Annotated in this window: 22 protein-coding genes; 18 read left to right on the plus strand and 4 right to left on the minus strand. The window is 71.0% G+C overall.

What is annotated here, in order from left to right; translation table 11 throughout:
- The first annotated feature begins 7 nt into the window (after positions 1–7).
- Together ACX12L_RS00920 and ACX12L_RS00925 are read left to right on the plus strand one after the other, a co-directional pair.
- Positions 8–991, plus strand: coding sequence for an MlaD family protein (locus ACX12L_RS00920; RefSeq protein WP_459260880.1), 984 nt, complete (start codon positions 8–10; stop codon positions 989–991).
- 131 nt (positions 992–1,122) lie between these two features.
- Positions 1,123–1,782: a hypothetical protein gene (locus ACX12L_RS00925; RefSeq protein ID WP_459260881.1), complete on the plus strand. Its 660-nt coding sequence runs from the start codon at positions 1,123–1,125 to the stop codon at positions 1,780–1,782.
- On the opposite strand, the gene ACX12L_RS00930 is transcribed toward ACX12L_RS00925, so the two are convergent.
- From ACX12L_RS00930 to ACX12L_RS00945, 4 genes are read right to left on the minus strand one after another with little or no spacing between them, the layout of a single operon-like run.
- Positions 1,764–2,597: an isocitrate lyase/PEP mutase family protein gene (locus ACX12L_RS00930; RefSeq protein WP_459260990.1), complete on the minus strand. Its 834-nt coding sequence runs from the start codon at positions 2,595–2,597 to the stop codon at positions 1,764–1,766. The two genes, ACX12L_RS00925 and ACX12L_RS00930, sit on opposite strands and share 19 nt — an antisense overlap.
- 23 nt (positions 2,598–2,620) lie before the next feature.
- Complete coding sequence (locus ACX12L_RS00935) at positions 2,621–4,141, minus strand: NAD(P)H-hydrate dehydratase (protein ID WP_459260882.1); 1,521 nt, start codon at positions 4,139–4,141, stop codon at positions 2,621–2,623.
- A 36-nt stretch (positions 4,142–4,177) separates the two neighbouring features.
- Complete coding sequence (locus ACX12L_RS00940) at positions 4,178–5,428, minus strand: FAD-dependent oxidoreductase (protein ID WP_459260883.1); 1,251 nt, start codon at positions 5,426–5,428, stop codon at positions 4,178–4,180.
- Between the two features lie 52 nt (positions 5,429–5,480).
- Positions 5,481–6,827: an amidase gene (locus tag ACX12L_RS00945; RefSeq protein WP_459260884.1), complete on the minus strand. Its 1,347-nt coding sequence runs from the start codon at positions 6,825–6,827 to the stop codon at positions 5,481–5,483.
- A gap of 219 nt (positions 6,828–7,046) precedes the next feature.
- On the opposite strand from ACX12L_RS00945, the gene rpsB reads away from it, so the two are divergent.
- The 16 genes from rpsB (at position 7,047) to ACX12L_RS01025 (ending at position 22,143) form a co-directional block, all read left to right on the plus strand.
- Positions 7,047–7,799 (plus strand): 30S ribosomal protein S2, encoded by a 753-nt coding sequence (gene rpsB / locus ACX12L_RS00950; RefSeq protein WP_459260885.1) that lies wholly within the window; start codon positions 7,047–7,049, stop codon positions 7,797–7,799.
- Between the two features lie 111 nt (positions 7,800–7,910).
- A complete protein-coding gene (gene tsf / locus ACX12L_RS00955; protein ID WP_459260886.1) occupies positions 7,911–8,807 on the plus strand; it encodes a translation elongation factor Ts in 897 nt (298 codons plus the stop codon).
- A 53-nt stretch (positions 8,808–8,860) separates the two neighbouring features.
- Positions 8,861–9,583, plus strand: a complete 723-nt coding sequence (gene pyrH / locus ACX12L_RS00960) for a UMP kinase (RefSeq protein WP_459260887.1) — start codon at positions 8,861–8,863, stop codon at positions 9,581–9,583.
- A 40-nt stretch (positions 9,584–9,623) separates the two neighbouring features.
- Complete coding sequence (frr, locus tag ACX12L_RS00965; RefSeq protein WP_459260888.1) at positions 9,624–10,187, plus strand: ribosome recycling factor; 564 nt, start codon at positions 9,624–9,626, stop codon at positions 10,185–10,187.
- Between the two features lie 11 nt (positions 10,188–10,198).
- On the plus strand, positions 10,199–10,936 hold the full coding sequence (gene uppS / locus ACX12L_RS00970; protein WP_459260889.1) for a polyprenyl diphosphate synthase: 738 nt from the start codon (positions 10,199–10,201) through the stop codon (positions 10,934–10,936).
- 38 nt (positions 10,937–10,974) lie between these two features.
- Positions 10,975–11,823 carry a phosphatidate cytidylyltransferase gene (locus ACX12L_RS00975; RefSeq protein WP_459260890.1) on the plus strand — a complete coding sequence of 283 codons (849 nt, stop codon included), beginning with the start codon at positions 10,975–10,977 and terminating at the stop codon, positions 11,821–11,823.
- 3 nt (positions 11,824–11,826) lie between these two features.
- Positions 11,827–13,002, plus strand: coding sequence for a 1-deoxy-D-xylulose-5-phosphate reductoisomerase (gene ispC, locus ACX12L_RS00980; RefSeq protein ID WP_459260891.1), 1,176 nt, complete (start codon positions 11,827–11,829; stop codon positions 13,000–13,002).
- Positions 13,003–13,104: 102 nt separating this feature from the next.
- Positions 13,105–14,466, plus strand: a complete 1,362-nt coding sequence (gene rseP, locus ACX12L_RS00985; RefSeq protein WP_459260892.1) for an RIP metalloprotease RseP — start codon at positions 13,105–13,107, stop codon at positions 14,464–14,466.
- 45 nt (positions 14,467–14,511) lie between these two features.
- The gene (gene bamA / locus ACX12L_RS00990) at positions 14,512–16,809 is read left to right on the plus strand and encodes an outer membrane protein assembly factor BamA (protein ID WP_459260893.1); all 2,298 of its coding nucleotides are present in this window, start codon (positions 14,512–14,514) and stop codon (positions 16,807–16,809) included.
- Complete coding sequence (locus ACX12L_RS00995; RefSeq protein WP_459260894.1) at positions 16,809–17,333, plus strand: OmpH/Skp family outer membrane protein; 525 nt, start codon at positions 16,809–16,811, stop codon at positions 17,331–17,333. Before bamA ends, ACX12L_RS00995 begins: the two co-directional genes overlap by 1 nt.
- A 29-nt stretch (positions 17,334–17,362) precedes the next feature.
- A complete protein-coding gene (gene lpxD, locus ACX12L_RS01000) occupies positions 17,363–18,361 on the plus strand; it encodes a UDP-3-O-(3-hydroxymyristoyl)glucosamine N-acyltransferase (protein WP_459260895.1) in 999 nt (332 codons plus the stop codon).
- Positions 18,358–18,798 (plus strand): 3-hydroxyacyl-ACP dehydratase FabZ, encoded by a 441-nt coding sequence (fabZ, locus tag ACX12L_RS01005; RefSeq protein ID WP_459260896.1) that lies wholly within the window; start codon positions 18,358–18,360, stop codon positions 18,796–18,798. Before lpxD ends, fabZ begins: the two co-directional genes overlap by 4 nt.
- A 22-nt stretch (positions 18,799–18,820) precedes the next feature.
- Positions 18,821–19,609: an acyl-ACP--UDP-N-acetylglucosamine O-acyltransferase gene (lpxA, locus tag ACX12L_RS01010; RefSeq protein WP_459260897.1), complete on the plus strand. Its 789-nt coding sequence runs from the start codon at positions 18,821–18,823 to the stop codon at positions 19,607–19,609.
- 11 nt (positions 19,610–19,620) lie between these two features.
- A complete protein-coding gene (lpxB, locus tag ACX12L_RS01015; RefSeq protein WP_459260898.1) occupies positions 19,621–20,775 on the plus strand; it encodes a lipid-A-disaccharide synthase in 1,155 nt (384 codons plus the stop codon).
- On the plus strand, positions 20,750–21,370 hold the full coding sequence (rnhB, locus tag ACX12L_RS01020; RefSeq protein WP_459260899.1) for a ribonuclease HII: 621 nt from the start codon (positions 20,750–20,752) through the stop codon (positions 21,368–21,370). Before lpxB ends, rnhB begins: the two co-directional genes overlap by 26 nt.
- Positions 21,367–22,143 (plus strand): TrmH family RNA methyltransferase, encoded by a 777-nt coding sequence (locus ACX12L_RS01025; protein WP_459260900.1) that lies wholly within the window; start codon positions 21,367–21,369, stop codon positions 22,141–22,143. Before rnhB ends, ACX12L_RS01025 begins: the two co-directional genes overlap by 4 nt.
- The last annotated feature ends 24 nt before the right edge of the window (positions 22,144–22,167 follow it).

Consider the following 22,167-nt stretch of genomic DNA (forward strand, 5'->3'; position numbering starts at 1 on the left):
GACCCACATGAACGAACCCCTGCCACCCCCCGCGCCCGAGGAGCTGCTGCGCCCCGTGGCCCATCTGCGCCTGAAGGCGGCGGCGCTGCTGCTGCTCACGCTCGCGCTGATCGTGGGCTCGGTGCTCTACCTGCTGTATGCGCGCGGCGCGTTCGAGCCCACCCAGCCCCTGGTGCTGACCACCGACGACTCCGAGGGCGTCTCGGTCGGCATGGACATGACCTTCTCGGGCTTTCCCATCGGCCGCGTGCGGCGCATCGAACTGGCGGGCGACGGCAACGTGCGCATCCTGGTCGACGTGGCCCAGCGCGACGCGCACTGGCTGCGCGAGTCCAGCGTGTTCACGCTGGTGCGCGGCCTGGTCGGCGGCACGGCCATCAAGGCCTACAGCGGCGTGCTGACCGACCCGCCGCTCGCTGCCGGGGCCGAGCGCCCGGTGCTGCGCGGCGACGCCACCGCCGAGATCCCGCAGCTCATGGCCACGGCGCGCCAGCTGCTCGACAACCTGCAGCAGCTCACCGCGCAGGAATCGGCGCTGGGCGCCACGCTGGCCCAGGTGCGCCAGCTGAGCGAGCGCATGAACGCGCCGGGCGGGGCGCTGGGCGTGCTGATGGGCAACGAGGCCGACGCGCGCAAGGTGCTGCAGACGCTGGAGCGCACCAACCAGCTGCTCGCGCGCATCGACGCCATGGCGGCCCGGGCCGACCAGCAGGTCTTCGGCGCGGCGGGCGCGCCCGGCCTGGTGCCCGAGCTGCGCGCCGCCGTGGTGCAGATGAACGGCCTGCTGCAGGACGCGCGCCAGAGCCTGCTGCGCGTGGACGCCGTGCTGGCCGAGGCCCAGGCCGTGGGCGCCAACGCGCGCGAGGCCACGACCGACCTGGGCGCGCTGCGCGCCCAGGTGGAGGGCAGCCTGCGCAAGGTGGACGGCCTGGTCAACGAGATCAACCGCAAATGGCCCTTCGCGCGCGAGACGGAGCTGCAACTGCCATGAAACAACACCCCCCTGAGTCGCTTCGCGCCTTCCCCCCGCTCTCGGCTTCGCCGGGCAGGGGGACGCAGCCAGCGCGGCGGGGCGGCCCTTGCGCGTCTGTCCTCGCCTCGGGCGCGCCAGTTTCATGCGCTGTGTTTCTGGCCGTCCTGCTGGCGGCTTTGTTGACCGCCTGCGGCAGCCGGCCGCCCGCGCCCGACTGGCAGATGAACGCCCACGGCGCGGCCGAGCGTGCCACCGCGGCCTATCTCGCGGGCGAAGACCGCGTGGCGCAGCAGGAATGGGCCCGCGCCCGCGCCGAGGTGGCGCGCACGGGCCGCCCCCAACTGCTGGCGCGCGTGGAGCTCATGCGCTGCGCGGCCCAGGCGGCCAGCCTGGAGGGCGGTGCGTGCCCGGCCTTCGAGCCGCTGCGCCCCGACGCCGCGCCGCCCGAGCTGGCCTACGCCGACTACCTGGCCGGCCGCGCCACGCCGGCCCAGGCCGCGCTGCTGCCCCCGGCGCAGCGCGCCGCGGCCGCGAGCGTGGATGCCATCGCCGCCATTTCCGACCCGCTCGCGCGCCTGGTGGCGGCCGGCGCCGCCATGCAGTCGGGCCGCGCCACGCCGCAGCTGCTGGTGCTGGCCAGCGACACGGCCGCGGCCCAAGGCTGGCGCCGCCCGCTGCTGGCCTGGCTGCTGCTGCGCGCGCAGCGGGCGCAGGCCGCGGGCGACGCGGCGCTGGCCGATGCACTCCGGCGCCGCATCGCCGTCATCGAAAGCGGTGGCGCGCCCGCCGTTCAGGCGCCGAAGAACTGATTGAGCTCCTTGCCCGGCAGCGCGCCGGCAAAGCCGTCGAAGCGTCCCTGGGTGGCCAGCAGGCGCGCGGCGCGGTCGAAGCCGCCCCAGGCCGCGCGCGCCAGCGCGCCGCCCACGCTCACGCGGCGCACGCCCAGCGCAGCCAGGTCCTGCATCGTCAGCGCGCCGGCCGCGCCCACGAGCACGTTCACCGGTCTGGGCGCCACCGCCGCCACCACGGCCGCGATCTGCTCGCGCGTGGCGATGCCGGGCGCGTACAGGCAGTCGGCGCCGGCCTCGGCATAGGCGCGCAGGCGGGCAATGGCGTCGTCGAGGTCGGGGCGGCCCACGAAGAAGTTTTCGGCGCGGCCGACCAGCATCACGTCCTCGCCCGATGCGTCGATGGCCGCGCGCGCCGCGCGCATGCGCGCCACCGCCTCATCCAGGGGCAGCAGCGGCGCGGCCGGGTCGCCCGTGGAGTCCTCGATCGACAGCCCCGCCACGCCGGTGGCGATGGCCTGCCGCACGTTGTGCGCCACGCCCTCGGCGTCCTGGGCGAAGCCATGTTCGAAGTCCGCGTTCACGGGCAGGTCGGTGGCCGCCACCATCTCGCGCAGGTGCGCCAGCACCTGCGCGAGCGTCATCTTCCCGTCGGGCAGGCCGCGCGACCAGGCCAGGCCTGAGCTGGTCGTGGCCAGCGCCGCGAAGCCCAGGCCCGCCAGCCAGCGGGCCGAGCCCGCGTCCCAAGGGTTGGGAATGGCGAAGCAGCCCGCCGCGTGTCGTTGGCGGAAGGCGGCGCGGCGGGCGCGGATCTGGGCGGTGCCGGGGTGCTGCATGGCGTGGTCTCCTGCGATCGTCTTCATGCCAGGGCCTGCGCCAGCGCCGATGCCGTCAGCGCGCGCCCCCGGGGCCATTGGTCCGCCGCAGCGCCGTGCAGCCAGCAGGCGTGGCTGGCGGCGTCGAATGCGGCCGCGGCATCGGCCTGGGCCGCGGCGGCCAGGCGGGCACCCACGAGGCCGGCCAGCACGTCGCCCGTGCCGCCCGTGGCCAGCAGCGCGTTGCCCGTGGGGTTGATGCGCGGCGGCTGGCCCGGCGTGGCGACCACGCTGCCCGAGCCCTTGAGCAGCGCGGTGCAGCCGAACCGGCCGGCCAGCGCGCGGGCGGCGGCCAGGCGGTCTGCCTGCACGGCGGCCGTGTCGCAGGCCAGCAGGCGCGCGGCCTCCAGCGGGTGGGGCGTGAGCACGGTGGCGCTCTCCGGGCGCAGTGCGCGCTCGCGCAGCAGCAGCTGCAGCTGCGGGTCGGCGGCGATGGCGTTGAGCGCGTCGGCGTCCAGCACCAGGCGCCGCGCCTCGCGCAGCACCTGGGGCAGCACGGCGGCCACGGCCGCGCCGCCGCCGCAGCCGCAGACCACGGTGCCGTTTTGCAGCGCCAGCGCGTCGAAGCGGCGCAGCATGAGCTCGGGCCACTGGGGCAGGGCGGTGGCGGCGCCGCCGTCCAGCAGGGCCACCATCACGCGCCCGGCGCCGCCGTGCAGGGCCGCGCCGGCGGCCAGCAGGGCCGCGCCCGTCATGCCCATGCCGCGCGCGGCCAGGCCCTCGCCGCCGACGATGGCCACGTCGCCGTAGCTGCCCTTGTGGCTGGCATGGGCGCGCGTCGCGGCCGGCGGCGGCCCCGCGAGCCAGGCGCCGGGCGCCTCGGCGGGCGCGGCCACGCCCAGGTCGTCGAACCAGACGCTGCCCGCCGCGTCGCGCCCATGGCCGGTGAACAGGCCGCTCTTGAGCGTGAGCAGGGCCAGCGTGTGGCGCGCGGCGGCGGGGGCGCCGGCCGCCGCGGGGGCGAGCCCGGGCGCGAACTGGCCCGTGTCCGCGATCAGGCCCGAGGGCAGGTCCACGCACAGCGTGGGCGCGAGGCTGGCGTGCATTTGCGCCAGCCACGCGGTCAGGCGCGGGTCGGGCGCCTGGGGGCGTGCCTGCGCCGTGAGGCCTATGCCGAGCAGCGCGTCCACGCACAGGTCCTGCGGGCCGAGCGGCGGCGGCGCGTCGGCAAAGCGCACGCCCGCCTCGCGCGCGCGCTGCCAGGATCGGCGCGCATCGGCCGGCAGAGCGTCGGGCGTGCCCAGCCAGGTGACGACCACGGGATGGCCGCCGCGCTGCAGCAGCATGGCGGCCTCCAGCCCGTCGCCGCCGTTGTTGCCGCCGCCGCAGGCGATCCAGATGGTGCGCGCGTGCGGCGCCAGGGCCAGGGCCAGCCGGGCGGTGGCGCGGCCCGCGCGCTGCATCAGCGTGTGCGGCGGCAGGGCCGCGGCGGCCGCGGCCTCAATGCGGCGCGTTGCCGCAGTGTCGAACAGGGCGTGGGGATGGACGGTCGAAATGCGCTGCATGGGCGCATTGTGGCGCCGCGTGCAGTTGATCCAGATCTAAAAGCGCTGGATGCCGAAGGGCTGCAGGTCGATGTCGGGTGCGCGCCCCGCGATCAGGTCGGCCAGGGCGCGCGCGCTGCCGCAGGCCTGGGCCCAGCCGCAGGCGCCGTGGCCGGCGTTGATCCACAGGCCGCTGCGGCCGCTGGCGCCGATCACGGGCGCGCCGTCGGGCAGCGTGGGGCGGGCGCCGCGCCAGACCCGCACCTGGGGCGACGAGGTGAGCGCGCCGCCCGGAAACCAGCCCGACAGCGCCAGGTACATGGTCTGCAGCGTGGGCGCGTGGTGCGCGCCGCCGGCGTGGCCCAGTTCCGCGCCGCCGGACACGCGCACGCGCTGGCCCTGGCGGGCGATGCTGATGCGGTGCAGCGGGTCGATCACCACGCCCTGCGGCGCATGGGTGTCCTCGCGCAGCGGCGCGCTGATGGTGTAGCCGTGCACGGCCGCCATGGGCAGGCGCAGGCCCACCAGGGGGCGCAGCAGGGCGGTGCTGGCCAGGCCCGTGCACAGCACCACGGCGTCGGCGCGCCGGGGCGCGTCCTCGCCAGCGACCTGCAGGCCCGAGGGGCCGCTGCCCAGCGCCTGCACGCGCGCGCCGAAGACGAACCGCGCCCCCAGGTCCTGGGCCGCTTGGCGCAGGATCTGGGCGAACAGGCGGCAGTTGCCGGCCTCGCCGTCGGGCGCGTGCAGGGCACCGGCCAGCGGCGCGTCGGCGGACAGGCCGGGCTCGATGAGGCGGGCGGTGTCGGCATCCACGTCGCGCACGGCCCAGCCGGCGTCGCGCAGCGCCTGCAGCGCGGGCTGCACGCGTTCCACGTCCTCGGGCCTGCGCAGCAGCACCAGGGTGCCGCGGCTCGATTCGATGTCCACCTCCAGCTGCTGGACCAGCGCGCGCGTGCGCGCCAGGCTGTAGCGGCCCAGGCTCTCCAGCGCCGCGAGCAGCGCCGGCGCCTCGGGCCGGCGGCCGGCCTGGGACCAGCGCCAGCGCCAGGCCAGGCCCGCGGCGCCGCTGCCGCGCGCCAGGCGCGGCGCGGCCGGATCGCCCCAGGCCCGGCGCCGCGGCCCGCCGCCGATGCCGGGCGCCGCCCAGGGCACGAGCAGCGCGGGGGCGAGCAGGCCGGCGCTGCCGAAGCTGGCCTCCTCCGCGGCGGCGCCGCGCTGCTCGAATACGGTGACTTCATGGCCGTCGGCGGCCAGTTCATAGGCGGTGGCCGCGCCGACGATGCCGGCGCCCACGATCGCTATCTGCATGGAGTTTTTAAATGAAATTGGCCTCTTGCGATTATGTGGCAAGCGCTGGAAGCTATTGTTTTTGTAGTTCCCGTTCGATCAGCAGGCCGATGTTCAGCACCGCGTCGTCGTGCAGCGCGGCATGCCATGCCATCAGGCCCACGGGCAGCTCGCCGGCCTGGTGGCAGGGCAGCGACAGCGCGCAGCCGTCGAGCATGTTGACCACGCTGGTGTTGCGCAGCAGCAGGCCGTTGACGCGGAAGAACTCCGCGTCGCGCTCGCCGCCCGGCGCGACCGATTCGATGGTGGGCGCCACGATGGGCACGGTGGGCGAGAGCAGGGCGTCATAGCCGGCCATGGCCGTCTCCATGCGTGCGATCCAGGCGCGGCGCGCGTGCAGCAGGTCGATGTAGTCGGCGGCGGACATGGCGGCGCCGCGCTCGATGCGGCTCCTCACGCGCGGGTCGTAGGCGTCGGCATGCCGCTGCAGCAGCGCGCGGTGCCAGGCGTAGCTCTCGGCGGCGGAGAAGCCGCCGGTGGCGTTGATCCGGGCCAGCTCTGCGGTCTCGGGCAGGGCGATCTCGTCGATGCGCGCGCCCGCGCGGCGCAGGGCGGCGAGCGTGCGCTCGAAGGCCGTGGCGACGGCGCCGTCCATGCCGTCCAGGAACAGCATGCGGGGCACGGCCAGGCGCCAGGCGGACAGCGGCGCCGGACTGCGCGTGACGCGCCGCGCGGCCAGGATCTCGTGGGCCACGACGGCGTCGCGCACCGAGCGCGTGAGCGCGCAGGCCGTGTCCAGCGTGGTCGACAGCGGCACGGCGCCGTCGGTGGGCACGAGGCGCGCGGTGTTCTTGAAGCCCACGACGCCGCCCAGAGCCGCCGGTATGCGGATGGAGCCGCCCGTGTCCGAGCCCAGGGCGATGAAGGCCGCGCCCGTGGCCACCGACACCCCGGCGCCCGAGGACGAGCCACCCGGCACGCGCGCCGGCCCTGGCAGGGCGCCGTGGCGCCCGTCATGCGCGGCGGGCGTGCCGAAGTGCGGGTTCACGCCCACGCCGGAGAAGGCGAACTCCACCATGTGCGTGTGCCCCACGATGGCCGCGCCGGCGCGGCGCAGGCGCGCCACGGCCGTGCAGTCGGCCGGCGCGGGCGGCGCATCGGCCAGCACGGTGGAGCCGGCGGCCGTGACCATGCCCCGGATGTCGAACAGGTCCTTGACCGAGACGGCCAGGCCCGCCAGCGGCCGCCGCGCCACGCCCGGCGTGGCGGCCGCGGCGCGGGCCTCCTCGTGGCAGGTCTGGCGGAACACGTGGGCGCAGGCGGGGCTCCCGGCGGCGGCGATGCTGCGTTCGAGTTCCTGAGGTGCGCTGGAGTGCCCTGCAGCCACCTGGCTGCGGGTGGAGACGAGGTCGGCCAACATGGGGGATATGCTAGAATCCTTGGGTTTTGCTGAGAGCTGCCCGCCCTGCGGGGCATCGCAGATCATGCGGCGCCACCATTGGGGGGCAAGGCATGCGGCAGAACAAATCGCAAACCGGCCCTTTCAAGGTGTTGCGGCCTGCAAGAAACAACGCATTGCCGTTGTTGCACGCTGCAATTATTGGGGCCGGATTTTAGACCCAACCTTCGGAGAAACCTCATGTCCGTCACCATGCGCGAAATGCTGGAAGCCGGTGTCCACTTCGGCCACCAGACCCGCTTCTGGAACCCCAAGATGGCCCCCTTCATCTTCGGCCATCGCAACAAGATCCACATCATCAACCTGGAAAAGTCGCTGCCGATGTTCCAGGATGCGCAGAAGTTCACCAAGCAGCTGGCCTCCAACCGCGGCACCATCCTGATGGTGGGCACCAAGCGCCAGGCCCGCGAGCTGGTGGCCGAGCAGGCCCAGCGCGCCGGCGTGCCCTACGTGGACCAGCGCTGGCTGGGCGGCATGCTGACGAACTTCAAGACCGTCAAGACCTCGATCAAGCGCCTCAAGGACATGAAGGCCCAGCAGGAAGCCGGCCTGGAGTCCATGAGCAAGAAGGAGCAGCTCATGTTCTCGCGCGAGCTGGAGAAGCTCGAGAAGGACATCGGCGGCATCCAGGACATGAATGCGCTGCCCGACGCCATCTTCGTGATCGACGTGGGCTACCACAAGATCGCCGTGGCCGAAGCCAAGAAGCTGGGCATCCCGCTGATCGGCGTGGTGGACTCCAACCACTCGCCCGAGGGCATCGACTACGTGATCCCCGGTAACGACGACTCGGCCAAGGCCGTGGCGCTGTACGCCCGCGGCATCGCCGACGCGATCCTCGAAGGCCGCGCCAACGCCGTGAACGACGTGGTCAAGGCCGCCGCCGGCGAAGGCTCCGACGAATTCGTGGAAGTGGACGAGCACGCCGCCTGAGTCAACGGGCCGCGCGATGCGTCGCAAAAAAAGCGGGGCCCTGGTGAGCCCCCTTTTTTTTAGCTTCCTATCTCTGTAACGAACTGAACTGAAACACTGGAGAAATTACCGATGGCTGCTATTACCGCAAGCATGGTCGCCGAACTGCGCGGCAAGACCGACGCCCCCATGATGGAGTGCAAGAAGGCCCTGACCGAGGCCGGCGGCGACATGGCCAAGGCCGAAGAGCTGCTGCGCGTGAAGCTGGGCACCAAGGCCGGCAAGGCCGCCTCGCGCGTGACGGCCGAGGGCGTGGTCGCCGCGAGCATCGGCGGCGACGTGGGCGCGCTGATCGAAGTCAACAGCGAGACCGACTTCGTTTCCAAGAACGACAGCTTCATCGCCATGGCGGGCGCCGCCGCCAAGCTGGTGGCCGAGCGCAACCCCGCCGACATCGAGGCCCTGGGCGCCCTGGCCTACGAGCAGGACGGCTTCGGCCCCACGCTGGAAGACGTGCGCAAGGGCCTGATCGGCAAGATCGGCGAGAACATGTCCTTCCGCCGCTTCAAGCGCTTCAGCGGCGCCAACCTGGCCCACTACCTGCACGGCTCGCGCATCGGCGTGGTCGTCGAGTACGAAGGCGACGCGACGGCTGCCAAGGACGTGGCCATGCACGTGGCCGCCATGAAGCCCGTGGCGCTCACGAGCGCAGACGTGCCCGCCGAGCTGATCGAGCGCGAGCGCTCCGTGGCCACCGCCAAGGCGGCCGAATCGGGCAAGCCCGCCGACATCGTCGCCAAGATGGTGGAAGGCTCGGTGCAGAAGTACCTCAAGGAAGTGTCGCTGGCCGACCAGGTCTTCGTGAAGGCCGCCGACGGCAAGCAGACCGTGGCCCAGATGCTCAAGGCCGCCAACACCACCGTGAAGGGCTTCACCCTCTACGTGGTGGGCGAGGGCATCGAGAAGAAGGCCGACGACTTCGCCGCCGAAGTGGCCGCCCAGGTGGCCGCCGCCAAGTCGGGCGCCTGACCGCCCGCGCACCCGCCTCATCTCTTTCACCCAGCCTTATGGAGAATCGCCCCATGTCCCACGCCGCACCAGCCCACAAGCGCATCCTGCTCAAGTTGTCTGGCGAGGCGTTGATGGGTGAGGACGCGTTCGGCATCAACCGCGCCACCATCGTGCGCATGGTCCAGGAGGTGGTCGAGGTCACCCGCCTGGGCGTGCAGGTGGCCGTGGTGATCGGGGGGGGCAACATCTTTCGCGGCGTGGCCGGCGGCGCCGAGGGCATGGACCGCGCCACGGCCGACTACATGGGCATGCTGGCCACGGTGATGAACGCCCTGGCCCTGGCCGACGCCATGAACAAGCAGGGCGTGACGGCGCGCGTGATGTCGGCCATCGACATCCAGCAGGTGGTCGAGCCCTATGTGCGCCCCAAGGCGCTGCAGTACCTGGAAGAGGGCAAGGTGGTGGTGTTTGCCGCCGGCACGGGCAACCCGTTCTTCACCACCGACACGGCGGCCGCGCTGCGCGGCGCCGAGATCGGCGCCGAGCTGGTGCTGAAAGCCACCAAGGTGGATGGCGTGTACACCGCCGATCCCATGAAGGACCCGACGGCCACGCGCTACGCGCGGCTCACGTTCGACGAGGCCATGGTGCGCAACCTGGGCATCATGGATGCGACGGCGTTCGCGCTGTGCCGCGACCAGAAGCTGCCGATCCGCGTGTTCTCCATCCTCAAGCCGGGCGCCCTCAAGCGCGTGGTGATGGGCGAGGACGAGGGCACCTTGGTGTACGCTTGAACGTTTCGCCGCGCACTCACCGCACGCTGAAGGATTTGCCATGACCACGACTGCCGAGATCAAGAAAAACCTGGACGCCAAGATGGACCAGTCCATCACCGCGCTCAAGAACAACCTGTCCAAGGTCCGCACGGGCCGCGCCAACCCGGCGCTGCTCGACTCCATCCATGTCGAGTACTACGGTTCCATGGTGCCGCTGTCGCAGGTGGCCAACGTGTCCCTGCTCGATGCCCGCACCATCAGCGTGCAGCCCTGGGAAAAGAACATGGGCGCGAAGGTCGAGAAGGCCATCCGCGAGAGCGACCTGGGCCTGAACCCGGCCTCGCTGGGCGACCTGATCCGCGTGCCCATGCCGCCCATGAGCGAGGAGCGCCGCAAGGAGATGACCAAGCTCGCGCGCAACGAGGGCGAGAACGCCAAGGTGGCCGTGCGCAACCTGCGCCGCGACGCCAACGAGGCCGTGAAGAAGCTGGTCAAGGACAAGCTGGCCTCCGAGGACGAGCAAAAGCGCGCCGAAGCCGACATCCAGAAGGCCACCGACAAGCACATCGCGGAGATCGACGCCTTGGTCGCGGCCAAGGAGCAGGACATCCTGGCGATCTGATCCGGGCCTCGATGTCGACCACTGCACAGACCGCCGTTCCCCACCACATTGCCATCGTCATGGATGGCAACGGCCGCTGGGCCACGCGGCGCTTCCTGCCGCGCCTGGCAGGCCACCGCCAGGGCGTGGAGTCGCTGCGGCGCTGCGTGCGCGCCTGCGTGACGCGCGGCGTCGGCGTGCTCACCGTGTTCGCGTTCTCTTCCGAGAACTGGAACCGCCCCGCGGACGAGGTCTCGGGCCTCATGGACCTGCTGGCCAAGGCGCTGGCGCGCGAGGTGCCTCAGCTCTCGCGCGACGGCGTGCGCCTGCACTTCGTGGGCGAGAAATCCGGCCTGTCCGACAAGGTGCGCGACGGCCTGCGCCAGGCCGAGGCGGCCACGGCGGCCAACGGCCGCCTGGTGCTCAACGTGTGCTTCAACTACGGCGGCCGCTGGGACATCGCCCAGGCCGCGGCGCAGCTCGCCGCGCGCGGCGAACCCATCACCGAGGCCAGCCTGCACGCGGCGATGGGCATGGCCCACGTGCCCGACCCCGACCTGCTGATCCGCACCGGCGGCGAGAAGCGCATCAGCAACTTCCTGCTGTGGCAGGCCGCCTATACCGAGCTGTATTTCAGCGACCGCCTGTGGCCCGACTTCGACGAGGCCGCGCTCGACGAGGCGATCGCCGACTATGCCGCGCGCGAGCGCCGCTTCGGCCGCACCTCCGAGCAGCTGCAGGCGGCGGCGCCCGGCTCGCTGCGCGCCTGACCGGCAGCGCAGCCTCCACCATCGCGAAAGGGGCTTCGATGCTCAAGCAACGTGTCATCACCGCCCTGGTCCTGCTGGCCGTCCTGCTGCCGGCGCTGTTCTACCCGTCGCCCGTTCCGTTCGCCGCCGTGGCGCTCGTGTTCATGGGGGCCGGCGCATGGGAATGGGGGCGGCTCAACGGCCTGGGCGGCGCGGCCAGCGTGGGCCTGGGCGCCGTCTGCGTGGCGATGTGCGGCGCGGCCTGGGCCGCCGGCTGGCTCCATCGGCCGCTGCCGTGGCTTTGGGCCGTCGGCGGCGCCGCGTGGGTGCTGGGCGGCGCGCTGCTGCTGCGCGGCGGCGTGGCGGGCTGGCCGCACGTGCCGCGGCTGCTCCGCATCGTGGGCGGCGTGCTGGCGCTCTGGCTCGCATGGCTGGCCGTGGCGCAGGCGCGCGTGGCGGGCATCAACTTCCTGCTGTCCGTGCTGACCCTGGTCTGGGCGGCGGACATCTGCGCCTACTTCGCCGGCCGCGCCTTCGGCCTGCGCTTCACCAAGGGTAAGCTGGCGCCTGGCATCAGCCCGGGCAAGAGCTGGGAGGGTGTGTGGGGCGGCATGGCGGGCGTGCTGGTGCTGGCCATCGCCTGGGTGGCGGGCGACGCGCATTGGCAGGCCGAGGTGCCCAGCCTCTACACCCGCCTGGCGCGCCAGGGCTGGTGGCTGCTGCTGATCGGCGCGGCTTTCATGGCGGCCATGAGCGTGGTGGGTGACCTGGTGGAGTCGCTCATCAAGCGCAGCGCCGGGGTCAAGGACAGCTCCGGCCTGCTGCCCGGCCATGGCGGCGTGCTCGACCGCATCGACGCGCTGCTGCCCACGCTGCCGCTGGCCATGATGCTCACTCACTACGCCTGACGCATGAAACAACGACTCACCATCCTCGGCTCCACGGGGTCCATTGGCACCAGCACCCTGGACGTGGTGGCGCGCCACCCCGACCGCTACGAGGTCTTCGCCCTGAGCGCGGCCACGCAGGTGGACCCGATGCTCGCGCAGTGCGCGCGCTTCCGGCCGCGCTATGCGGTGATGGCCAGCACCGAGCACGCCCGCCAGCTCGACGAGAAGATCAAGGCAAACGGCCTTGCAACACAGGTGCTGCAAGCGCCGGAAGCTCTTGAAACGATAGCTTCGCACGATCAGGTGGATGCCGTCATGGCCGCCATCGTGGGCGCGGCGGGCCTGGCGCCCTGCCTGGCCGCGGCGCGCGCGGGCAAGCGCCTGCTGCTGGCCAACAAGGAGGCGCTGGTGGTGGGCGGCGCGGTGTTCATGAAGGCCGTGCGGGACGGCGGCGCGACGCTGCTGCCCATCGACAGCGAGCACTCCGCCATCTTCCAGAGCCTGCCCGAGGACCCGGCCACCTGGGCGCGGCGCGTGGAGCACGTGCTGCTCACCGCATCGGGCGGGCCGTTTCGCACGCGCGACCCGGCCACCCTGCGCGACGTGACGCCGGACGAGGCCTGCGCCCATCCCAACTTCTCCATGGGCCGCAAGATTTCCATCGACTCGGCCACCGTGATGAACAAGGCGCTGGAGGTGATCGAGGCGCGCTGGCTGTTCGACCTGGCGCCCGAGCACATCAAGGTGGTGATCCACCCGCAGCAGATCATCCATTCCATGGTGCAGTTCAGGGACGCATCCGTCATCGCCCAGCTGGGCACGCCCGACATGCGCGTGCCCATCGCCTGCGGCCTGGCCTGGCCCGAGCGCGTGGAGAGCGGCGCCGCCGCGCTCGACTTCACCCAACTGGCCGCGCTGACCTTCGAGGAAGCCGACGCGGCACGCTTTCCCGGCCTGCACCTGTCCTGGCAGGCGCTCGCCGCCGCGCCCGGCACCACGGCCGTGCTGAACGCGGCCAACGAGGTCGCCGTGGAGGCCTTCCTGCAGCGGCGCATACGCTTCGACCAGATCCATGCGCTCAATCTTGCAACTCTGGAGGCGGTGCTGCCCTCCAACCCGGACACGCTGCAGGCCCTGCTGGCGCTGGACGCGCAGACGCGCGCCGTGGCGCAGGAACTGGTGCAGCGCTTCGGTTAAGTGAGCTGCCGACGCTTGCCATAGAAGGATTCCACGCTATTTTTATAGTGAAAACATTGTGCATCAAGCGCAGGCAGCTATGAATTTTGAGGAGGCATCCGTATGCTGCTGACCATTGCCGCCTTTGTCGTTGCGCTCGGCGTGCTGATCGCCGTGCACGAATACGGCCACTACCGCGTGGCCGTGGCCTGCGGCGTGAAGGTGCTGCGCTTTTCCATAGGCTTTGGCAGGCCGCTGCTGCGCTGGCAGCCCAAGGGCTCGGCCACGGAATTCGTCATCGGCGCCTTTCCGCTGGGCGGCTACGTGCGCATGCTGGACGAGCGCGAGGCGCCCGTGGCGCCCGAGGAGCGCCACCTGGCCTTCAACGCCCGGCCGCTGCGCGCGCGCGCCGCCATCGTCGCCGCCGGGCCGCTGGCCAACCTGCTGCTGGCCGTACTGCTGTATGCAACCGTCAACTGGAGCGGCGTGGACGAGCCCAAGGCCATGCTCTCCAGCCCCGTGGCCGGCTCCATTGCGCAGCGGGCCGGACTGCAGGGCGGCGAGCTGGTCGTGAGCGCCGCCATCGGCGAGGGCGAGTCCGAGCCCGTGCGCTCGTTCGAGGAGCTGCGCTGGGTGCTCACGCGCGGCGCGCTCGATGCCGAGAACGTGCGCCTGCTGGTGCAGCCCGTGCGCGGCGCGCAGCGCGAGGTCGTGCTGCCCCTGGAAGGGATGCCGGTGCGCGAGGCCGATGCGCAGCTGTTTCGCTCCATCGGCATCGTCGGCCCGTGGACGCGCCCCGTGCTCGGCGAGGTCATGGCGGGCGGCGCGGCCGAGCGCGCGGGCCTGCGCCCTGGCGACCTGGTGCTGCGCCTGGGCGGCTCCGACGTGGTGGACGGTGCCCAGCTGCGCGATCTCATACGCGCCTCCGTGCGGGACGGCAAGCCGCTCGCCCAGACCTGGCGCGTGGACCGCGAGGGGCGCCTGATCGACGTGACCGTGACGCCGCAACTGGTGCCCGACGCCACGGGCCTCGTGGGCCGCATCGGCGCCTACGTGGGCAACCCGCCCGAGATGGTGAACGTGCGCTACGGCCCCGTGGAAGGCCTGTGGAAGGGCGTGGAGCGCACCTGGGAGGTCTCGGTGCTCACGCTGCGCATGATGGGGCGCATGGTGATCGGCGAGGCGTCCATCAAGAACCTGAGCGGGCCGCTGACCATCGCCGACTACGCGGGCCGCTCGGCCAGCATGGGCCTGACGCAATACCTGGGTTTCATGGCCCTCATCAGCGTCAGCCTGGGAGTGCTGAACCTGCTGCCGCTGCCGGTCCTCGATGGGGGGCACCTGATGTATTATCTTTGGGAAGGGCTGACGGGACGCAGCGTATCCGAAGCCTGGATGGACCGGTTGCAGCGCACAGGCGTCGTGGTGCTCTTCCTCATGATGTCCATCGCCCTGTTCAACGATCTCACCCGGCTATTTGGCTAACCTTTTGGCCGTCATTGCGTAGCAATGCCGGCTCCAGCTTCACCCATGAGAAAACACATCAATCGCCTGGGCGTGCGCACGGCATCGGCCGTTGCGGCCATGGTTCTTGCCGCCAATGCAGCGTGGGCCCTGGCGCCATTCAAGGTGCAGGACATTCGTGTGGAGGGCCTGCAGCGCGTGGAGCCCGGAACCATCTTCGCGTCGCTGCCGCTGCGCGTGGGCGACGAGTACAACGACGAGAAGGGCGCCGCCGCCATCCGCGCGCTGTTCGCCCTGGGCCTGTTCAAGGACGTGCGCCTGGAGGCATCGGGCAGCGTCCTGGTGGTCGTGGTGGAGGAGCGCCCCACCATCGCCGACGTCGAGTTCGCCGGCACCAAGGAATTCGACAAGGACACGCTCAAGAAGGCCATGCGCGACGTGGGCCTGACCGAGGGGCGCCCCTTCGACAAGGCCCTGGCCGACCGTGCCGAGCAGGAGCTCAAGCGCCAGTACATCAACCGCAGCCTGTACGGCGCCGAGGTGGTGACCACCGTCACGCCGATCGAGCGCAACCGCGTCAACCTCACCTTCACCGTGACCGAGGGCGAGCCCGCCAAGATCAAGGACATCCGCATCGTCGGCAACAAGGCCTTCGGCGAATCCACGCTCAAGGGCCTGTTCGACCAGGACACGGGCGGCTGGATGAGCTGGTACACCAAGTCCAACCGCTATTCGCGCGCCAAGCTCAACGCCGACCTGGAGACGCTGCGCTCGTACTACCTGGCGCGCGGCTACCTGGAGTTCCGCATCGACTCCACCCAGGTGGCGATCTCGCCGGACAAGCAGGACATCTCCATCACCATCAACGTGACCGAGGGGCAGAGCTATGTGGTTTCCGGCGTGAAGCTGGAGGGCAACTATCTCGGCCGCGACGACGAGTTCAAGTCGCTCGTCACCATCCGCCCCGGCGAGCCCTACAACGCCGACAGGGTGGCCGAGACCACCAAGGCCTTCACCGACCATTTCGGCAACTTCGGCTTCGCCTTCGCGCGCGTGGAGGCCGTGCCCGAGATCGACCGCGAGAACAACCGCGTGGCCCTGGTGCTGCGCGCCGAGCCCTCGCGCCGCGCCTACGTGCGCCGCATCCAGGTGAGCGGCAACAACCGCACGCGCGACGAAGTCATCCGCCGCGAGTTCCGCCAGTACGAGGCCTCGTGGTACGACGGCGACAAGATCAAGCTCTCGCGCGACCGCGTGGACCGCCTGGGCTTCTTCACCGAGGTGAACGTGGAGACGCAGGAGGTGCCGGGCGCGCCCGACCAGGTGGACCTGGTCATCAACGTCGCCGAGAAGCCCACGGGCTCGCTGCAGCTGGGCGCGGGCTTCTCCAGCGCCGAGAAGATCGCGCTGTCGTTCGCGATCAAGCAGGAAAACGTCTTCGGCTCCGGCAACTACCTGGGCGTGGACGTGAACACCAGCAAGTACCGCCGCACGCTGGTGTTCTCCACCACCGATCCCTATTTCACGCAGGACGGCATCTCCAGGACGCTGGACGTGTACTACCGCACGGCCAAGCCCTACGAGAACCAGGGCGGCAACTACGAGCTGGTCACGGCGGGCACGAGCATACGTTTCGGCGTGCCGTTCAGCGAGACCGACACCGTGTTCTTCGGCGGCGGGCTGGAGCAGACCCACATCAAGACCGGCACCAACATCCCGGCCGCGTACCTGGTGTACGCGGAAAAGTTCGGCGACACCAGCTGGTCCCTGCCGCTCACCGTCGGCTGGTCGCGCGACGACCGCGACAGCGCGCTGGCGCCCAACTCCGGCCGCTACCAGCGCCTGAACACCGAGTGGTCCGTGGCTGGCGATGCGCGCTACGTGCGGGGCAATTACCAGATCCAGCAATACATACCGCTGAACAAGCAGTACACCCTGGCCTTCAATGGCGAGCTGGGCGTGGGCAAGGGCATGAACGGCCAGCCTTTCCCCGTGTTCAAGAACTTCTACTCGGGCGGCCTGGGCTCCGTGCGCGGCTTCGACCAGGGCACGCTGGGTCCGCGCGACGTGACGGGCGCCTCGCTCGGCGGCCCCAAGAAGATCACGCTCAATGCCGAGTTCATCGCGCCGGTCCCCGGTGCCGGCAACGACCGCACGCTGCGCTGGTTCGCGTTCGTGGACGCGGGCAACGTGTATGGCGAAGACGAAAAATGGGAGCTGAGCGACCTGCGCGCCTCGGCGGGCCTGGGGCTGAGCTGGATTTCCCCGCTGGGCCCGCTGCGCATCGCCTATGCGCAGCCGGTGCGCAAATTCGCCGGCGATAGAATCCAGAAACTGCAATTCCAGATCGGAACGTCCTTCTAATGAAATCCCTTTCCCGCCATATTCCCCTGGTCCTTCTGCTGGGCTCCCTGGCCGCCGCCGTGCCTGCCCAGGCCCAGGAGTTCAAGGCCGGCTTCGTCAATACCGACCGCATCTTCCGCGAGGCCAACACCGCCAAGGCGGCGCAGGCCAAGCTGGAGCAGGAGTTCTCCAAGCGCGAGAAGGAACTCGTGGACATGGGCAATGCCCTCAAGAGCGCCACCGAGAAGTTCGAGCGCGAGGCCCCCACGATGGCCGAGAGCCAGCGCGTCGCGCGCCAGCGCCAGCTGGTGGACCAGGACCGCGACTTCCAGCGCAAGCGCCGCGAGTTCCAGGAAGACCTGGGCGCGCGCAAGAACGAGGAACTGGGCCAGGTGCTCGAGCGCGCCAACAAGGTCGTCAAGCAATTGGCCGAGACCGAGAAGTACGACGTGATCCTGCAGGAAGCCGTCTACATCAACCCCAAGCACGACATCACCGACAAGGTGATCAAGGCCATGAACGCTGCCGGCAACTCCGGCAAGTGAAGCCTCGGGCACACAAGGGCAGGTAGCGCGTGAGCTTGCGACTCGGGCAGATCGTCGATGCACTCGGGGGCAGCCTCGAAGGGGCAGACGGGAGCACCGAGATCGAGCGCATCGCGCCGCTGGAGTCGGCCGGCCCCGGCGATCTGGCCTTCCTGAGCAATCCGCGCTACCGGTCCCAGCTGGCCGCCTCCCGGGCGGCCTGCGTCATTGTGGCGCCCGGCATGCGCGAGGCCGCGCTGGAGCGCGGCGCATGCATCGTCGCGGACCAGCCCTACATCTACTTCGCGCGCGTCACGCAGCTGTGGGTGCGCGCGCAGGGGCTGGGCGCCCGGGCGGGCGTCCATCCGAGCGCCGTCGTCGATGCGCAGGCGCAGGTGCACCCCACGGCAACCATCGGCCCGCTGTGCGTGGTCGAGCGCGGCGCGGTGATCGGTGCGCACACGGTGCTCAAGTCGCGCGTCACGGTCGGCGAGCGCTGCACCGTGGGTGCGCGCTGCATCCTGCACCCGGGCGTGGTGATCGGGGCGGACGGCTTCGGCTTCGCGCACGAGCGGGGCGAGTGGGTCAAGATCGAGCAGCTGGGTGCCGTGCGCATCGGCGACGACGTGGAGATCGGCGCCAACACCTGCATAGACCGCGGCGCCCTGGACGACACGGTGATCGAGGACGGCGTCAAGCTCGACAACCTCATCCAGATCGCCCACAACGTGCACATAGGCCGGCACACGGCCATGGCCGGCTGCGCGGCGGTCGCGGGCAGCACGCGCATCGGCGCGCATTGCACGATCGCGGGCGCCGCGTCCATCGTCGGGCACCTGGAGTTGGCGGACAATGTGCACATTTCCACCAACACGGTGGTCACGCACTCGATTGCACGGCCCGGGCAGTACACGGGGGTGTTTCCCATGGACGACAATGCGAAGTGGGAAAAAAACGCGGCCACGCTGCGGCAGCTGTACCGGCTGCGCGAACGCATCAAGGCCCTTGAACAAGCACGAAAAGACGACCAGAGCGCTATACAACAATGATGGACATTCACCAAATCCTCAGGCTCCTGCCCCACCGCTATCCGTTTCTGCTGGTGGACCGGGTGGTCGAGCTCGACCGCGGTAAGCGCATCCAGGCGATCAAGAACGTCACCATCAACGAGCCATTCTTCACGGGGCACTTCCCCGCGCGCCCGGTCATGCCCGGCGTGCTGATGCTGGAGGCCCTGGCCCAGGCCGCCGGCCTGCTGTCGTTCGACATGATGGGCGAGGCGCCCGGCGACGACAAGGTGTTCTATTTCGTCGGCATCGACGGCGCTCGCTTCAAGCGCCCCGTGGAGCCGGGCGACCAGCTCATCCTCGACGTATCGCTCGACCGCATCAAGGGCGGCATCTACAAGTTCAAGGGCGTGGCCCGCGTGGGCGACAGCATGGCCTGCGAGGCCGAGATCATGTGCACCATGCGCACGGTGGCTTGAGGCTGGGCACGGGGGCGGCTCTGTGACCAGCATCCATTCCACGGCCATCGTCGATCCGGCAGCGCAGCTCGACTCCAGCGTCAGCGTCGGACCCTATGCCGTCATAGGCCCGCAGGTGCGCATCGGCGCGCGCACCACGGTGGGCGCGCATTGCGTGATCGAGGGCCGCACCACCATCGGCGCGGACAACCGCATCTTCCAGTTCGCCTCCCTGGGCGCCGATCCGCAGGACAAGAAATACAAGGGCGAGGACACCGAACTGGTCATTGGCGACCGCAACACGGTGCGCGAGTTCTGTACCTTCAACCGCGGCGTTCCGGGCGCGGGCGGCAAGACCAGCATCGGTGACGAGAACTGGATCATGGCCTACACCCATATTGCACATGACTGCCATGTGGGCAGCAACACGACCATGGCCAACAACACCACGCTGGCGGGCCATGTGTCGATAGGCGACTGGGCTACGGTGGGCGGGCTCACCGGCATCCACCAGTTCGTGAAGGTAGGGGCGCACGCCATGATCGGCTTTGCCAGCGCAGTGTCGCAGGACGTACCGCCCTTCACGATGGTGGACGGCAACCCGCTGGCCGTGCGCGGCCTGAACCTGGAGGGCCTGCGCCGCCGCGGCTTCTCGGCGCAGCGCGTGGCCGCCCTCAAGCAGGCCTATCGCCTGCTGTACCGCCAGGGCCTGACGCTGGAGGCCGCGCTCTCGGCCATGGGCGAGCTGCCGCATTCGCACCCCGAGGCCGAGGGCGACATCGCGTTGCTGCGCGGCTTCATCGCCGCATCGCAGCGCGGCATTGCACGCTGACGGGGCCGGGCATGGCGCATCCACCGCGCGTCGCGATGGTGGCCGGCGAGACGTCCGGCGACCTGCTGGCCGGCCTGCTGCTCGACGGGCTGCGCGCCCGGTGGCCCGGCGTGGCCAGCATGGGCATCGGCGGGCCGCGCATGCAGGAGCGCGGCTTCGACGCCTGGTGGCCCAGCGAGCGCTTGGCCGTGCATGGCTACAGCATCGAACTCGTGCGGCGCCTGTGGGGCATCCTGCAGATCCGCAAGGCGCTGCGCGCCAGGCTGCTGGCGGACAGGCCGGACGTGTTCATCGGCGTGGACGCGCCCGATTTCAACCTGGGCCTGGAGCGCGACCTGCGCGCCGCCGGCGTCAAGACCGTGCACTTCGTCTGCCCGTCGATCTGGGCTTGGCGCGCCCACCGCGTCGAGAAGATCCGCGCCGCCGCCGACCATGTGCTGTGCATCTTCCCGTTCGAGCCCGAACTGCTCGCGCGCCACGGCATCGCCGCCACCTACGTGGGCCATCCGCTGGCCAGCGTCATCCCCATGGCACCCGACCGGCCGGCCGCGCGCGCGCAGCTGGGGCTGGCGGCCGGCGACGAGGTGCTCGCCATCCTGCCCGGCAGCCGGTCGGCCGAGGTGGCCTACATCGCCAGACCGTTCTTTCAGGCTGCAGCGCTCATCAGGAAAGCGCGGCCAGCTATCAAAATGGTAGTTCCGGCGGTACCCGCGCTGCGTGGGCGCATCGCGCAGATCGCGCGCGAATGCGGCGTGCTGGAGAGCCTCACCATCGTCACCGGCCAGTCGCACCAGGTGCTGGCCGCGTGCGACTGCACGCTGATCGCCAGCGGCACGGCCACGCTGGAGGCGGCGCTGTACAAGCGCCCCATGGTCATCGCCTACCACATGCACCCGGTCAGCTGGCGCCTGATGCGGCGCAAGCAGCTGCAGCCCTGGGTGGGCCTGCCCAACATCCTGTGCCGCGACTTCGCCGTGCCCGAGCTGCTGCAGGACGCCGCCACGCCCCAGGCGCTGGCCGCGGCCGTGCAGCAATGGCTGGATGCGCCCGCCCGGGACCCCGGGCGCATCGCGCGCCTGGAGCAGCGCTTCACGGCCCTGCACGAAGAACTGCAGCGCGACACTCCGCGCCTCGCCGCCCATGCCATCGCGCAAATCCTTGCCTGAACAGGCCTCTTTCGACTGGCATCCGGGCGGCCTCGTGGCCGGCGTGGACGAGGCCGGCCGCGGCCCGCTGGCCGGCCCCGTGGTCGCGGCCGCGGTGATCCTCGACGACCAGCAGCCCATCGCCGGCCTGGCCGACTCCAAGACCCTCACGGCCGCACGGCGCGAGCGGCTCTTCGACGAGATACGCGCCAAGGCCCTGTGCTGCAGCATCGCCGAGGCCAGCGTGGAAGAGATCGACCGGCTCAACATCCTGCAGGCCACGCTGCTGGCCATGCGCCGCGCCGTGCAGGGCCTGCGCCTCAAGCCCACGCTGGCGCTGGTGGACGGCAACCGGCTGCCGCGGCTGGACATCCCGGCCGAGGCCATCGTCAAGGGCGACGCGCGGGTGGCGGCCATCTCGGCGGCCTCCATCCTGGCCAAGGTCACGCGCGACCGCTGGTGCGCCGAGCTGCACGCGCAGTACCCGCAATACGGCTTCGCGGGCCACAAGGGCTACGGCACGGCCGAGCACCTGGCCGCCTTGCAGGCGCATGGCGCCTGCCCGCAGCACCGCCGCTCGTTCGCCCCCGTGGCGCGCACCCTGGCCCTCCCATGACCGCCATGCAGCCCGTCACCATCCATTCGCGCGACAACGCGCTGCTCAAGGATCTGCGCCGCCTGTCGCAGGACAGCACGGCCTACCGCAAGCAGGGCCGCGTGTGGCTGGAGGGCGACCACCTGTGCAGCGCCGCCCTGGCGCGCGGCCAGCGCCCGGCCATCGCGGTGTTTTCAGAGTCTTTTTGGCCGCTAGCGCCCACGGAGTATGCGCAAGCAGCTACCAAAAACGTAGTGATCGCCGACGCCTTGTGGCAGGACATCAGCGGCCTGGAATCGCCCGCGCGCATGGGCTTCGTGCTGCCGCTGCCGGCGCAGCAGGCGCTCGACGCGCAATCGCCCACGGTGGTGCTCGACCGCCTGCAGGACGCGGGCAACGTGGGCTCCATCCTGCGCAGCGCATCGGCCTTCGGCTTCGCGCAGATCGCGGCGCTCAAGGGCACGGCGGCGCTCTGGTCGCCCAAGGTGCTGCGCGCCGGCATGGGCGCGCATTTCGCCCTGCGCCTGGTCGAGGGCCTGGACGCGCAGGACATCGACCGCCTGCGCGTGCCGCTGCTGGCCACCAGCTCGCACCAGGGCGACTGGCTGCACCGCGCCCAGCTCCCTTGGCCCTGCGGCTGGATCATGGGCCACGAGGGGCAGGGCGTGTCGCCCGACCTGCAGCGGCGTGCAAGCCGGCACATCCGCATCACGCAGCCGGGCGGCGAGGAGTCCCTCAACGTCGGCGCGGCCGCTGCCATCTGCCTGCACGCGAGCGCCGCGGCGCGGGGCTGAACCCGGGGCGCTTTGAGCGCATGT

It is taken from the genome of Alicycliphilus sp. T452 (genome assembly GCF_054512775.1).